The following is an 11,979-nucleotide window of genomic DNA, read 5'->3' on the forward strand; positions in this document are numbered from 1 at the left end:
ACCCTTTGCACCAGCCTGCAACCTACCTTTTACGACATGAAATCTGCTGAAATTCGCGAAAAGTTCCTGAAGTTCTTCGAATCCAAGGGTCACACGATTGTCCGTTCCAGCTCGCTGGTGCCAGGCAACGACCCGACCCTGCTGTTGACCAACTCCGGCATGGTGCAGTTCAAGGACGTGTTCCTCGGCCAGGACGTGCGCCCGTATTCCCGTGCCACCACCGTGCAGCGCTGCGTGCGCGCCGGCGGCAAGCACAATGACCTGGAAAACGTCGGCTACACCGCGCGCCACCACACTTTCTTTGAAATGCTGGGCAATTTCAGCTTCGGCGATTACTTCAAGCGCGATGCGATCCAGTACGCCTGGGAGCTGCTGACCAAGGTCTACGGCCTGCCGCCTGAAAAGCTGACCGTCACCGTCTACATCGAAGACGACGAAGCCTATGACATCTGGGCCAACGAAATCGGCGTGCCGAAAGAGCGCATCATCCGTATCGGCGACAACAAGGGTTCGCGCTACGCGTCGGATAACTTCTGGCAGATGGCCGACACCGGTCCTTGCGGTCCTTGCACCGAGATCTTCTACGACCACGGCGCCGACATCTGGGGCGGCCCTCCAGGCTCGGAGCAGGAAGACGGCGACCGCTTCATCGAAATCTGGAACCTGGTGTTCATGCAGTTCAACCGCGACGAAGCGGGCGTGATGCACAAGCTGCCGAAGCCTTGCGTGGATACCGGCATGGGCATGGAGCGCCTGGCCGCAGTGCTGCAGCACGTGCACTCCAACTATGAGATCGATTCCTTCCAGGCCCTGATCAAGGCTGCCGCCCGCGAAACCGGCGCGACCGACCTGGAAAACAAATCCCTGCGCGTGATCGCTGACCACATCCGCGCTTCTGCTTTCATGATCGTCGACGGCATCATCCCTGGTCCGGAAGGCCACGGCTACGTCCTGCGCCGCATCATCCGCCGCGCGCTGCGCCACGGCCATAAACTGGGCCAGACCAAGGCATTCTTCTACAAGCTGGTGGCAGACCTGAACACTGAAATGGGCGGTGCTTATCCGGAGCTGGCTGAGGCCAAGGACCGCGTTGCCCAGGTGCTGCAAGCGGAAGAGGAGCGTTTCGGCGAGACGCTGGAAAACGGCATGAAGATCCTGGAAGCGCAGCTGGCCAAGGATCCGAAGAACCTCGATGGCGCCACCGCTTTCACCCTGTACGACACCTACGGCTTCCCGCTGGACCTGACCGCCGATATCTGCCGCGAACGCGAAGTGACGCTGGACGAGGCAGGTTTCAACCTGGCGATGGAAGAGCAGAAGCGCAAGGCGCGCGAAGGCGGCAAGTTCAAGAACAAGATGGCGGCCAATGTTGAATACAGCGGCGAGAAGAACAAGTTCGTCGGCTACGACCAGCTGCAGCACAACTCGAAAGTGATCGCCCTGTACGCCAACGGCGCACCGGTGCAGGAACTGAAAGCAGGCGAGCAGGGCATCGTGGTCCTGGATACCACCCCGTTCTACGCCGAATCCGGCGGCCAGGTGGGCGACCAGGGCCTGATCCAGGCCGCCGGCGCAAAGTTCGAAGTGGAAGACACGCTGAAGATCCAGGCCGACGTGTTCGGCCACCACGGTGTGCTGGCATCCGGCTCGCTGAAGGTTGGCGACGCTGTCGGCGCGGAAGTGGACCAGCATGCGCGCGGCCGCACCATCCGCAACCACTCGGCAACCCACCTGATGCACAAAGCCCTGCGCGAAGTGCTGGGGGGCCACGTGGCACAGAAAGGCTCGCTGGTTGATCCGGACAAGGCGCGTTTCGACTTCTCTCACAATGCGCCGATGACCGCCGAGGAAATCGCCAAGGTGGAAGCTATCGTCAACGCCGAGATCCTGGCCAACGCTGCGACCCAGTCGCATAACATGTCCTTCGATGACGCTGTGAAGCACGGCGCCATGGCGCTGTTCGGCGAGAAGTACGGCGACGAAGTGCGCGTGATGGACATCGGTTCCTCGAAAGAGCTGTGCGGCGGCGTGCACGTGCACCGCACCGGCGATATCGGCCTGTTCAAGATCGTCTCGGAAGGCGGCGTTGCAGCCGGTATCCGCCGCGTGGAAGCCGTGACCGGCGAAGGCGCGCTGGCGCTGGTGCAGGGCATGGCGCGCAAGCTGAATGAAGCTGCCGCCGCGCTGAAGTCGAATCCTGAAGAACTGACCGCCAAGATCGGCGCCGTGCAAGAGCAGGTGAAGTTGCTGGAAAAAGAACTGGCTGCACTGAAGTCGAGGCTGGCTTCCGGCCAGGGCGACGAACTGGTGAACAAGGCAGTCGACGTCAAGGGCCTGAAAGTCCTGGCTGCGACCATGGAAGGCGCCGACGTCACCGCGCTGCGCGAAACCATGGACAAGCTGAAAGACAAGCTGAAGTCCGCCGCCATCGTGCTGGCCTCCGTCAGCGATGGCAAAGTCAGCTTGATCGCCGGCGTGACTGCTGACTCCGTCGGCAAGGTCAAGGCAGGCGAGCTGGTCAACTTCGTTGCACAACAAGTGGGCGGCAAGGGCGGTGGCCGCCCTGACATGGCGCAGGCCGGCGGCACCAATCCGGACGCACTGCCAGGTGCGCTCGGTGGCGTTGCAGCATGGGTGGAGTCGCGTATCTAAGAGCTGCTGCGGGCCCGCGCCTACTAGGGCGGGCCTTTCCGGCATGGCAATGTCGTTGTGATTTTGCAACGCAACATTAACTATTTTGGTGCAGTGCGTCAGACGCACAAAATTGGAGTAGTATGTCGGAACCAGTTGTACAGAAGCGAGATATTGATGAGCGAAACTCTTACTCTCGAGTCCGAGACCATGGAATTTCATAAGGACCTCGACGCGCGCGGCCTGAATTGCCCGCTGCCTATCCTCAAAGCCAAGAAAGCCTTGGCGGAATTGGAAAGCGGCCAGGTATTGCGTATCGTGGCGACCGATCCAGGGTCAGTGCGTGACTTCCAGGCCTTTGCCAAGCAGACTGGCAATGCATTGTTGTCCCACATCCAGCAGGGCACTGAATTTACGTTTTTGATGCGCCGCAAGTAAAAACTGCGGTATGCTACCGGTTGCTGATTTTCGGCGCCGGATTGTATTTAAAAAACGCACGATCGTGCTTTTATTCGATAAGTGATATCGAATTCCAATATAATCTAGCCCACTAATTTTACTTATCTCTTTTTCAAAGGCACACCTATGAAAGTCCTGGTACCTGTCAAGCGCGTCGTCGACTTCAACGTGAAAGTGCGCGTCAAATCCGACGGCACTGGCGTAGATATCGCCAACGTCAAAATGTCGATGAACCCGTTCGACGAGATCGCACTGGAAGAAGCGACCCGCCTGAAAGAAGCCGGCAAAGTAACCGAAGTGGTTGCCGTATCCGCCGGCGTGACCCAGTGCCAGGAAACCCTGCGCACCGGCATGGCGATTGGCGCCGACCGCGGCATCCTGATCGAAACCGGCGTTGAGCTGGAGCCGCTGGCTGTGGCCAAGCTGCTGAAGGCTGTTGCCGATAAAGAGCAACCGCAACTGATCATCCTGGGCAAGCAGGCAATCGACGACGACTCCAACCAGGTTGGCCAGATGCTGGCAGCGCTGCTGGGCTGGCCGCAAGCGACCTTCGCTTCGAAGGTTGAACTGGGCGACGGCAAAGTCACCGTGACGCGCGAAGTGGACGGCGGCCTGGAAACCCTGGCGCTGCAACTGCCAGCTATCGTGACCACCGACCTGCGCCTGAACGAGCCACGCTACGTGACCCTGCCTAACATCATGAAGGCGAAGAAGAAGCCGCTGGATGTCGTCAAGCCTGAAGACCTGGGCGTTGACGTGACCCCACGCCTGAAAACCCTGAAAGTGGCCGAGCCTGCCAAGCGTTCCGCTGGTATCAAAGTGCCTGACGTAGCGACCCTGGTGTCCAAGCTGCGCGCCGAAGCTAAAGTCATCTAATTCACCGAATACTCTAGGAACTCAATCATGGTCGCACTCGTCATCGCAGAACACGACAACGCATCCCTGAAGGGCAGCACCCTCCACACCGTTACCGCCGCCGCCAAATGCGCAGGCGAAGTACACGTGCTGGTCGCTGGCTCGAACGCCGGCGCCGCCGCCGCTGCCGCCGCGAAAATCGCCGGCGTCACCAAAGTGCTGCACGCTGACGCAGCCCACTTCGCCGACGGCCTGGCAGAAAACGTCTCCGAGCAGATCCTGGCGATCGCTGGTGGCTATTCTCACATCCTGGCTCCGGCAACCGCCTACGGCAAGAACATCCTGCCACGCGTAGCTGCAAAACTGGACGTGGCCCAGATCTCCGAAATCACCAAGGTTGACGCGCCTGACACCTTCGAGCGCCCAATCTACGCCGGCAACGCAATCGCCTACGTGCAATCGTCGGACAAAGTCAAAGTCATCACCGTACGCAGCACCGGCTTCGACGCTGCTGCTGCCGAAGGCGGTTCCGCTGCCGTGGAAACCGTGGCTGCCGCTGCCGATTTCGGCAAGTCCGCTTTCGTTGGCCGCGAAGTGGCCAAGTCGGACCGTCCGGAACTGACCGCTGCCAAGATCATCGTTTCCGGTGGCCGCGGCATGGGCTCCGCTGACGCCTTCAAGATCCTGGAACCGCTGGCTGACAAGCTGAACGCCGCCATGGGTGCATCGCGCGCCGCGGTGGACGCAGGCTTCGTGCCGAACGACTGGCAGGTAGGCCAGACCGGCAAGATCGTTGCTCCTTCCCTGTACATCGCCGTCGGTATTTCCGGCGCGATCCAGCACTTGGCCGGCATGAAGGATTCCAAGGTCATCGTGGCCGTGAACAAAGACCCTGAAGCTCCAATCTTCTCCGTTGCCGACTACGGCATCGTAGGCGACCTGTTCGAGGTTGTTCCTCAACTGGTCAAGGAACTGGGTTAATTAAATAAATGTCCTGAAAAAGGACTGAGTACCGGGGCCACGCAAGTGGCCCTTTTACTACCTTGGAGAGGTGTCATGAGCTATCAAGCCCCAATGAAAGACATGCTGTTCGTGATGAACGAACTGGCAAACCTGGCAGGCGTATCCGCGCTGCCAGGCTGTGAAGATGCAAATGCGGAAACCGCGGAAGCCGTACTGGAAGAAAACGCGAAATTCGTGAGCGGCGTGATCGCCCCGCTGAACCACGCAGCAGACAAAGAGCCAAGCTCCTGGACTGACGGCAAGGTCACCACTTCGAAGGGCTTCAAGGAAGCCTTCAAGCAGTTCGCTGAAGCCGGCTGGCAAGGCCTGCAGCACCCGACTGAATTCGGCGGCCAGGGCCTGCCGAAGCTGATCGGCACCCCATGCGTGGAAATGCTGCACGGCTCGAACCTGTCGTTCGCGCTGGTGGCGCTGCTGTCCGACGGCGCGATTGAAGCGCTGCTGACCGCTGGTTCCGACGAGCAGAAGGCAACCTACCTGGAGCCGCTGGTGACCGGCAAATGGACCGGCACCATGAACCTGACCGAGCCGCAAGCCGGCTCCGACCTGGCAGCCGTGCGCACCCGCGCCGTACCGCAGGGCGATGGCACCTACAAAGTATTCGGCACCAAGATCTTCATCACCTACGGTGAGCACGATATGGCCGAGAACATCGTTCACCTGGTGCTGGCGCGTACGCCTGATGCGCCGGCTGGCGTGAAGGGCATCTCGCTGTTCATCGTGCCGAAGTTCATGGTCAACGCCGACGGTTCGCTGGGCGAGCGCAACGATGCGCACTGCGTGTCGATCGAACACAAGCTGGGCATCAAGGCTTCCCCGACCGCCGTGCTGCAGTTCGGCGACAACGGCGGCGCCGTGGGCTACCTGGTGGGCGAAGAAAACCGCGGGCTGGAATACATGTTCATCATGATGAACGCAGCCCGCTTCGGCGTCGGCATGCAGGGCGTGGGCCTGGCGGAAAATGCGTACCAGCAGGCGGTGACCTTCGCCAAGGACCGCGTGCAGTCGCGCGACCTGAACGGCTCCCCGGCTGGCGTGGCGATCATCAACCACCCGGACGTGCGCCGCATGCTGATGTCGATGCGCGCCCAGACCGAAGCAGCGCGTGCGCTGGCTTACGTAGCTGCCGGCATCCATGACGTGGCACACCACCACGCAGACGCGGAAGTGCGCGCGGCAAACCAGGCTGTCTACGAATACCTGGTGCCGATCGTGAAGGGCTGGTCGACCGAGATGTCGGAAAACGTGGCCCGCGACGGCGTGCAAGTGCACGGCGGCATGGGCTTCATCGAGGAAACCGGCGCGGCGCAGCACTACCGCGATGCCAAGATCCTGACCATCTACGAGGGCACCACCGCGATCCAGGCCAATGACCTGATCGGCCGCAAGACCGTGCGTGATGGCGGCGCGCTGGCCAAATCGATCATTGCGCAAGTGCGCGCGACTGCCGAAGAACTGGCTGGCGTGAACAGCCCTGATTTCGCCGCAATGCGCAAGCACCTGGCGCAAGGCGCCGACGACCTGGAAGCGGTGGTGGAGTACGTGGTCAACCACGTCAAGTCGGATATCAAGGGCGTATTCTCGGGTTCCGTGCTGTACCTGAAGCTGGCCGGTATCGTCTTCGGCGGCTGGCAGATGGGCCGTGCTGCGCTGATCGCGCAATCGAAGCTGTCGGCAGGCGGGGGCGATGCATCGTTCTACCACGCCAAAATCGTGACCGCGCGCTTCTTCGCGGATCACATCCTGTCCGGCTCCACCGGCATGCGCGCCGCCATCGTTGAGGGCAGCGCAGGTGTGCTGGGCCTGGAAGTCGAGCAGTTCTAAGTTGCAGCGGGGCGGCCCTTGCGCCGCCCTTCATGCGCAAGGAGCCATTCCTTGCGCGCCAATCCCCCGCCGTAGCCCGTCAGCGATCCATCCTTGCCGATAACCCGTGGCAGGGAATGATGATCGCAATCCGGTTTGCCCCATTCGCTCCAGCTACTGCCCGCACCGAGTTGGGCGCCCCCAGGCGCGCTGCCAGGTCGGCGTAATGCGTCACTTCCCCAAACTCCATTGCGCGCAGCGCATTCCAGACGCCGCGCTGGAAGTCGCTTCCCGACGCATCGAGCGCCACGCTGAATTGCCGGCGTTTGCCTTCGAAGTATTCTGCGATCTCTGTCTCGGCCTGGCGCGTATGCGCGTTTTCTCCGGCCAGGCGGAAGCCCAGCGCCAGCGCTTCCTTGATGTCGGAGAAGAAGTCGACATTCTCCGCCTTCGGCTCGCGTGCACGGCAGGTTGGCAGGCAGAAGATGCCGTGGTCTTGACCGCCGCATAAAATGCGCCGACATGTTCAGGCGAGCGTGCGACCAGTGCCTGGTAGCAGCGCTGGATGTCGGTGGGATCAGTGAATTTCATCGTCGAGGAGGGAAGCGGAGGATTGATGGCAGGAGCTTAACGAGGCTCCTGCCTGGGCTGCAACCGAAAATCGGACGACAATTTTTTGGCCTTACAGTCCTTTTTTCGCGAGTTCAGCGATCTCGTAGTCCCCATCATCCACCAGGCGCTCGCCGCCAGGCATCATTCCCAGTCCCAGTGTCCGCCCAAGCGACAGCAGCAAGCTCTGGCCTGCAACCTTGCGCACCGGCTCCAGCTGGTAGACCGGGTCGGCAAAGGCTTCTGCCGGCGTGACGATCTTCCAGCCCATCTGCCCGAATTGCGCCAGCACGTCGTCCAGCCATAGTGCGTTGATCAGGTTGTGGTGCAGCAGCAGGACCTGAGAGATATCGCGTCCTTGCAGTTGCTGCGACAGCTCGCGGTAAGCCAGTGCGCGCTGCTTGATATGGGCCAGGTAGGCAGTGCGGATCGCGCCGACATCGGCCTTGGGATCCTTCGCCAGTACCTGTTCCAGCTTTTCGTTCAGGCGCCAATCGCTGGTGTCCAGGCTCACCTGCGCATTGCGGTAGCCATGGTCGCGCAGGAATGTGCGCATGCCATCGATCTTTTCCGGAGTATTCCCTTCGCGCAGATAGGTAAAGCGCAACCATTTCCGGTAGCCGGGCTGGGTGCTGATCAAGCTGTCGCACTCCATCACCTGGCGCTGGTATTCGGCCAGCGGGACTTTTTCCAGGTCCGGATGCGTCACCGTGTGGTTGCCGATCGCGTGGCCGGCCTTGCTCCAGGCTTGCAATAGCGGCAGGCCTTGCTGCGTGTTGGCGCCGTAGCTTGTGGTGACGAACAGTGCCGCCTGCACGCGGTGCTTGGCAAGCGCAGCCAGGATAGCCTGGTTGCGTTCCTGCGCAGACATGCGGGGCGTGTTGCCGGCGTTGGGGCCGTCATCGATGGTGATCGCTACCGATTGCGCTTGCGCGGCACTGGCTGCGGCCAGGGCTGCTGCGGCGAGAAGGCGGCGCATCATGCCGCACCCAGGGCGTCAACGACCGCCTGGTAGACGCGGACTGGTTCTTCGGAGATGCGGTTCAATACGTACAAGAAGTACTCCTTCCCAAAAACTGCGTACTCGCGCGTGGCGAAGCCGCCGTCGCGCAGCTCGGAGATATTCTGCTCGCCCAGGCCGATCAGCGACTCGAATTCGTAGTGGCCGGCTGCGATGCCCTCGGCGCGAATCATGGCCGCCAGCTCGTCCTGGACCGGGCGGTCATGCGTCGCGATCGAGCATTTGTGGCCGCTGCGCAGCAGTACGGCTGCGTAGCGGCGATAGGCCGCAGCCAGTTCGGGGCTGTTGCGAGGATAGGCGATCTGCACCGGTTCGAACATGGCGCCCTTGACCAGGCGGATGCGGCCCGGATGGCGCAGCAGGGCAGGGAGGTCGTTCGCGGTGCGGTGCAGCTTGGCCGGCACCGTGATGCCGACGTTCGCCAGTCCGTCCTGCTGGTGCAAGCGGCTATAGGTCTCGTAAATGCCGGAGGTGCGATCGGAAGCCTCCATCGAAATCATCACTTCCTGGCCGATCTCCTGCGCTGCCCGCGCGATGCGGCGCGCATTGCGATAGCCGAGCTCCGGATCGACCAGCGAGCCGATATGCGACAAGTCGAACGAGATCGAACAGTCGAGGTGCTGCTCGCCGATGGCCTGCACCAGCTGCAGGAATACGCTGGTTTCCGCGTTGGCGAAAGCTTCGTCGCGTACGCTCTCGCCCATGTACTCGGCGGAAGCGCGGTGCCCGTTCTGGTTGATCATCGCGGCACGCACGATGACGTCCGCTACCGTGCTGCCCGCAACATAACGCTGCGATACGCGCTCCATGTAAGGGCGCAGCATCGGGTCCTCCAGGAAGCGGGCCTTGGCGTCCTCATTGACGGCCAGTTCGCGCAAGGCGCTGGCTGCGCGGTCCACCAGGGGTTGCCACTGGGGCGGGAAGTGGGGCGGGAAGTGGGGCGGGAAGTGGGGCGTGGTATTGTCTGTCACGGTGTCTCCTTGCGCGTTTTGGCGTTGTATATTAACTAAAATTTCCATATGGAGCCGGCCATGGATGCTTCAACCCTCATGCTGTTCGTGCCCGCCTGTTTTGCATTGAATATGGCGCCGGGGCCGAACAACCTGCTATCGGTCAGCAATGCCACGCGCTATGGCTTTCGCCGCTCGTGCCTGGCGGGTGCCGGACGGCTGGTCGCATTTGCAGGGATGATCGCGCTGGCGTCGGCCGGGCTGGCAGCGGTGCTGCATACCTCCGAGCTGCTGTTCTATGGGATCAAGACCGTTGGCGCGATCTACCTGTTCTACCTGGCGTGGCAGCTCTGGCGTGCGCCGCCGGGTGGGCAGGTGGCGGGCGCTGCGCCAGTTGCGGGCTGGTGGCAGTTGGCACGCCAGGAATTCCTGGTCGCTTCGGGCAATCCGAAAGCAATCCTGATTTTCACGGCTTTCCTGCCGCAATTCGTCGATCCTGCCGGGCCGGTAGGCGCACAGTTCTTCGTGTTGGGCGTATTGTTTTTGCTGCTGGAGCTGGTGGCGCTGGCGGCTTACGCCTGGATGGGCGCGCGCATGCAGAAGTGGTTCGCGCAACCGCGCGGCAAGAGGACGTTCAATCGGATTTGCGCCGGCCTGCTGGCCGGCGCGGGGATGGGGTTACTGCTGTCGCGGAGGGCTTAGTAGCGTTCCAGGCCGCCGTGTTCGCGGCGAACGTGGTCGCCATTGCGCAGGTTAGGATCGTTCTTCAGTACGACGGTGCCGACCTTGCCGGTTTCGTACTTGACGGTCACGTGCCATTCCTTGACCTTGTTCATTTTGCCTTCGATCTTCTTGCCAGCGTAGGCGCCGCCGGCAGCGCCAGCAACGGTGGCCAGGGTTTTGCCGGTGCCGCCGCCTACCTGGTTGCCCAGCAGGCCGCCAGCGAGACCGCCGGCAATAATGCCGGTCGCGCCGCCTTCGCCATCTTTTTCGACGACTTTAACAGCGGTCACAGTGCCGCAATCGGCGCAAACAGAGCGTTTCGGTTGCGCATTCGCGCCGGTAACCGTTACGGCCAGGATGGCTGGCAAGAGGAATTTAATTACTTTCATATGGGTTCTCCAAAAACGGTTGTAGTGTGGTGAGTATAGGTCAATAGTTGCCGAATGGAATGCAAATTTGTGACAAGACGTTAGCCGTACATGAGCCTGTGTCCCACCATGGGGTCAGCCGTAGATGCCGCCGGTGTAGAGCAGGTCGAACAGGCGGGCGATGGTGGCGATCAGGCTGAAGGCGCCGAACATCAGGCTGGCGACCAGTACGATCGCCAGCGGCCAGCGCGAACTCGATTGCTTGCCGGAGCCGGGATTGAAGGCGGCATCCCATTTCTCATCGGGCATGAGGCCCAGGACCAGGGCCTCGAGCACGCCGACCAGGATCGACACGATCAGTGGCAGCAGCAGGAAGTAGGGATCGGCTTTCGGCCACAGCGCAAACACGGCGGCGCAGCCGAGCAGGCTGGCCGCGTGCAGCCAGCCCCATTTGTCGGCCAGGCCGCGCAGGTAGAAGCGGTGCAGGCCGAGGCCGCCGGCGACGGCGGCGAGCAGGGCGGCAAAGGTTTTGTTTTTGTGTAAAACAGACATGATTGCTGCCGAAAAGTCCGAAAAACCGGCAGTATCGCACAACAAAGCTGTTGCCGCCGTGGCTAGTTCAGGGGATAATTTCGGATTGTCCAAGTCCCCACCAATTTGATTAATCTTGCAGGTCGGATTGAAAGCGCGCTATAATTTGCGGCTTTATCCGACTCAGCACTCTTTTTTGGAAATATTATGGTCGTTATTCGTTTAGCTCGTGGTGGCGCCAAGAAGCGTCCTTTCTACAACATCGTTGCAACCGATTCCCGCAATCGTCGTGACGGCCGTTTCGTAGAGCGTATCGGCTTCTTCAACCCAATGGCTACCGGCCAAGCAGAAACCTTCCGCGTTGCTGCTGACCGTCTGGCTTACTGGCAAGGCGTTGGCGCTCAGCTGTCCCCAGCTGTTGCCAAGCTGGTTGCTACCCAGAAAGCAGCTTAATTCAAGCTTTGAGCAGCAAGACCGCATCTGGGGTGCAAGCCCCGGCTGACCTGGTTCAGGTTGGCTTTGTTTTCGGTGCCTACGGCATCACCGGCGGGGTCCGTGTCCGACCCTTCAACTCCGAAGCAGATGCGCTGCTGCATGCCACCACTTGGTGGCTCGACAAGCCAAGCCTGCGTGACGTGGAAGTCAAGCGGGCTAAGCTGCATGGTGGCGATGTCGTCACCACTATCGTCGGGATGACGGACCGTAACGAAGCAGAAGCGCTGAAAGGCGCGGCCGTATTCGTCTCGCGCGCCGATTTCCCGCAGCTGCAAGAAGACGAATACTACTGGGGCGACTTGCTCGGCCTGGCAGTTCAGAATCAACAGGGCGAAAGCCTTGGAATAGTCGCGGACATGATGAGCAATGGGCCACAATCCATTTTGCGCGTCGAGTACGAGGCTGATGGAAAGGCGCAAGAGCGCCTGATCCCGTTTGTAAGCCAGTTTGTCATCAGGGTGGACAAGGACGCGAAGCAGATCATCGTGGACTGGGGCCTGGATTACTAATC

12 protein-coding genes and 1 pseudogene are annotated in these 11,979 nt (G+C 61.1%); 8 read left to right on the plus strand and 5 right to left on the minus strand.

Annotated elements, in window-relative coordinates:
• Positions 1-36: 36 nt before the first annotated feature.
• The 5 genes from alaS to ASD07_RS24940 all read left to right on the plus strand — a co-directional run bounded on the left by alaS (position 37) and on the right by ASD07_RS24940 (position 6,792).
• Positions 37-2,652 carry an alanine--tRNA ligase gene (gene alaS, locus ASD07_RS24920; protein WP_055936743.1) on the plus strand — a complete coding sequence of 872 codons (2,616 nt, stop codon included), beginning with the start codon at positions 37-39 and terminating at the stop codon, positions 2,650-2,652.
• A 189-nt stretch (positions 2,653-2,841) separates the two neighbouring features.
• Positions 2,842-3,069 (plus strand): sulfurtransferase TusA family protein, encoded by a 228-nt coding sequence (locus ASD07_RS24925; RefSeq protein ID WP_055936746.1) that lies wholly within the window; start codon positions 2,842-2,844, stop codon positions 3,067-3,069.
• A 147-nt stretch (positions 3,070-3,216) separates the two neighbouring features.
• Positions 3,217-3,966, plus strand: coding sequence for an electron transfer flavoprotein subunit beta/FixA family protein (locus tag ASD07_RS24930; RefSeq protein ID WP_055936748.1), 750 nt, complete (start codon positions 3,217-3,219; stop codon positions 3,964-3,966).
• A gap of 27 nt (positions 3,967-3,993) precedes the next feature.
• Positions 3,994-4,926, plus strand: coding sequence for an electron transfer flavoprotein subunit alpha/FixB family protein (locus ASD07_RS24935; protein WP_055936751.1), 933 nt, complete (start codon positions 3,994-3,996; stop codon positions 4,924-4,926).
• A 75-nt stretch (positions 4,927-5,001) separates the two neighbouring features.
• Positions 5,002-6,792 (plus strand): acyl-CoA dehydrogenase, encoded by a 1,791-nt coding sequence (locus ASD07_RS24940; protein WP_055936754.1) that lies wholly within the window; start codon positions 5,002-5,004, stop codon positions 6,790-6,792.
• Here the strand turns inward: ASD07_RS24940 and ASD07_RS32435 are convergent.
• The 3 genes and pseudogenes from ASD07_RS32435 to ASD07_RS24955 all read right to left on the minus strand — a co-directional run bounded on the left by ASD07_RS32435 (position 6,789) and on the right by ASD07_RS24955 (position 9,372).
• Positions 6,789-7,285: pseudogene (locus tag ASD07_RS32435) on the minus strand (methylated-DNA--[protein]-cysteine S-methyltransferase). The gene ASD07_RS24940 and the pseudogene ASD07_RS32435 sit on opposite strands and share 4 nt — an antisense overlap.
• A gap of 168 nt (positions 7,286-7,453) precedes the next feature.
• Positions 7,454-8,362, minus strand: coding sequence for a polysaccharide deacetylase family protein (locus tag ASD07_RS24950; RefSeq protein ID WP_229207281.1), 909 nt, complete (start codon positions 8,360-8,362; stop codon positions 7,454-7,456).
• On the minus strand, positions 8,359-9,372 hold the full coding sequence (locus ASD07_RS24955; protein WP_229207282.1) for a proline dehydrogenase family protein: 1,014 nt from the start codon (positions 9,370-9,372) through the stop codon (positions 8,359-8,361). The genes ASD07_RS24950 and ASD07_RS24955 overlap by 4 nt, the downstream gene beginning before the upstream one ends.
• A gap of 60 nt (positions 9,373-9,432) precedes the next feature.
• On the opposite strand from ASD07_RS24955, the gene ASD07_RS24960 reads away from it, so the two are divergent.
• On the plus strand, positions 9,433-10,053 hold the full coding sequence (locus ASD07_RS24960; protein WP_055937524.1) for a LysE family translocator: 621 nt from the start codon (positions 9,433-9,435) through the stop codon (positions 10,051-10,053).
• Here the strand turns inward: ASD07_RS24960 and ASD07_RS24965 are convergent.
• Positions 10,050-10,463 carry a glycine zipper 2TM domain-containing protein gene (locus tag ASD07_RS24965; protein WP_055936760.1) on the minus strand — a complete coding sequence of 138 codons (414 nt, stop codon included), beginning with the start codon at positions 10,461-10,463 and terminating at the stop codon, positions 10,050-10,052. The two genes, ASD07_RS24960 and ASD07_RS24965, sit on opposite strands and share 4 nt — an antisense overlap.
• Before the next feature lie 114 nt (positions 10,464-10,577).
• Positions 10,578-10,994, minus strand: coding sequence for an NINE protein (locus tag ASD07_RS24970; protein WP_055937527.1), 417 nt, complete (start codon positions 10,992-10,994; stop codon positions 10,578-10,580).
• 186 nt (positions 10,995-11,180) lie between these two features.
• Here ASD07_RS24970 and rpsP point away from each other — a divergent pair, with 186 nt between their 5' ends.
• A complete protein-coding gene (gene rpsP, locus ASD07_RS24975; RefSeq protein ID WP_055936763.1) occupies positions 11,181-11,426 on the plus strand; it encodes a 30S ribosomal protein S16 in 246 nt (81 codons plus the stop codon).
• Positions 11,427-11,434: 8 nt separating this feature from the next.
• Positions 11,435-11,977 carry a ribosome maturation factor RimM gene (gene rimM / locus ASD07_RS24980; RefSeq protein WP_055936767.1) on the plus strand — a complete coding sequence of 181 codons (543 nt, stop codon included), beginning with the start codon at positions 11,435-11,437 and terminating at the stop codon, positions 11,975-11,977.
• Positions 11,978-11,979 lie beyond the last annotated feature (2 nt).

Origin of the sequence: Duganella sp. Root336D2, assembly GCF_001425005.1 — a bacterium.
Classification (GTDB): Bacteria; Pseudomonadota; Gammaproteobacteria; order Burkholderiales; family Burkholderiaceae_D; genus Rugamonas.

Coding starts and splice junctions, on each gene's coding strand:
- ASD07_RS24930 (WP_055936748.1), top strand. CDS start 3,217: ATGAAAGTCCTGGTACCTGTCAAGCGCGTCGTCGACTTCAACGTGAAA.
- ASD07_RS24960 (WP_055937524.1), top strand. CDS start 9,433: ATGGATGCTTCAACCCTCATGCTGTTCGTGCCCGCCTGTTTTGCATTG.
- ASD07_RS24965 (WP_055936760.1), bottom strand. CDS start 10,463: ATGAAAGTAATTAAATTCCTCTTGCCAGCCATCCTGGCCGTAACGGTT.
- ASD07_RS24925 (WP_055936746.1), top strand. CDS start 2,842: ATGGAATTTCATAAGGACCTCGACGCGCGCGGCCTGAATTGCCCGCTG.
- ASD07_RS24935 (WP_055936751.1), top strand. CDS start 3,994: ATGGTCGCACTCGTCATCGCAGAACACGACAACGCATCCCTGAAGGGC.
- ASD07_RS24950 (WP_229207281.1), bottom strand. CDS start 8,362: ATGATGCGCCGCCTTCTCGCCGCAGCAGCCCTGGCCGCAGCCAGTGCC.
- ASD07_RS24940 (WP_055936754.1), top strand. CDS start 5,002: ATGAGCTATCAAGCCCCAATGAAAGACATGCTGTTCGTGATGAACGAA.
- alaS (WP_055936743.1), top strand. CDS start 37: ATGAAATCTGCTGAAATTCGCGAAAAGTTCCTGAAGTTCTTCGAATCC.
- rpsP (WP_055936763.1), top strand. CDS start 11,181: ATGGTCGTTATTCGTTTAGCTCGTGGTGGCGCCAAGAAGCGTCCTTTC.
- ASD07_RS24970 (WP_055937527.1), bottom strand. CDS start 10,994: ATGTCTGTTTTACACAAAAACAAAACCTTTGCCGCCCTGCTCGCCGCC.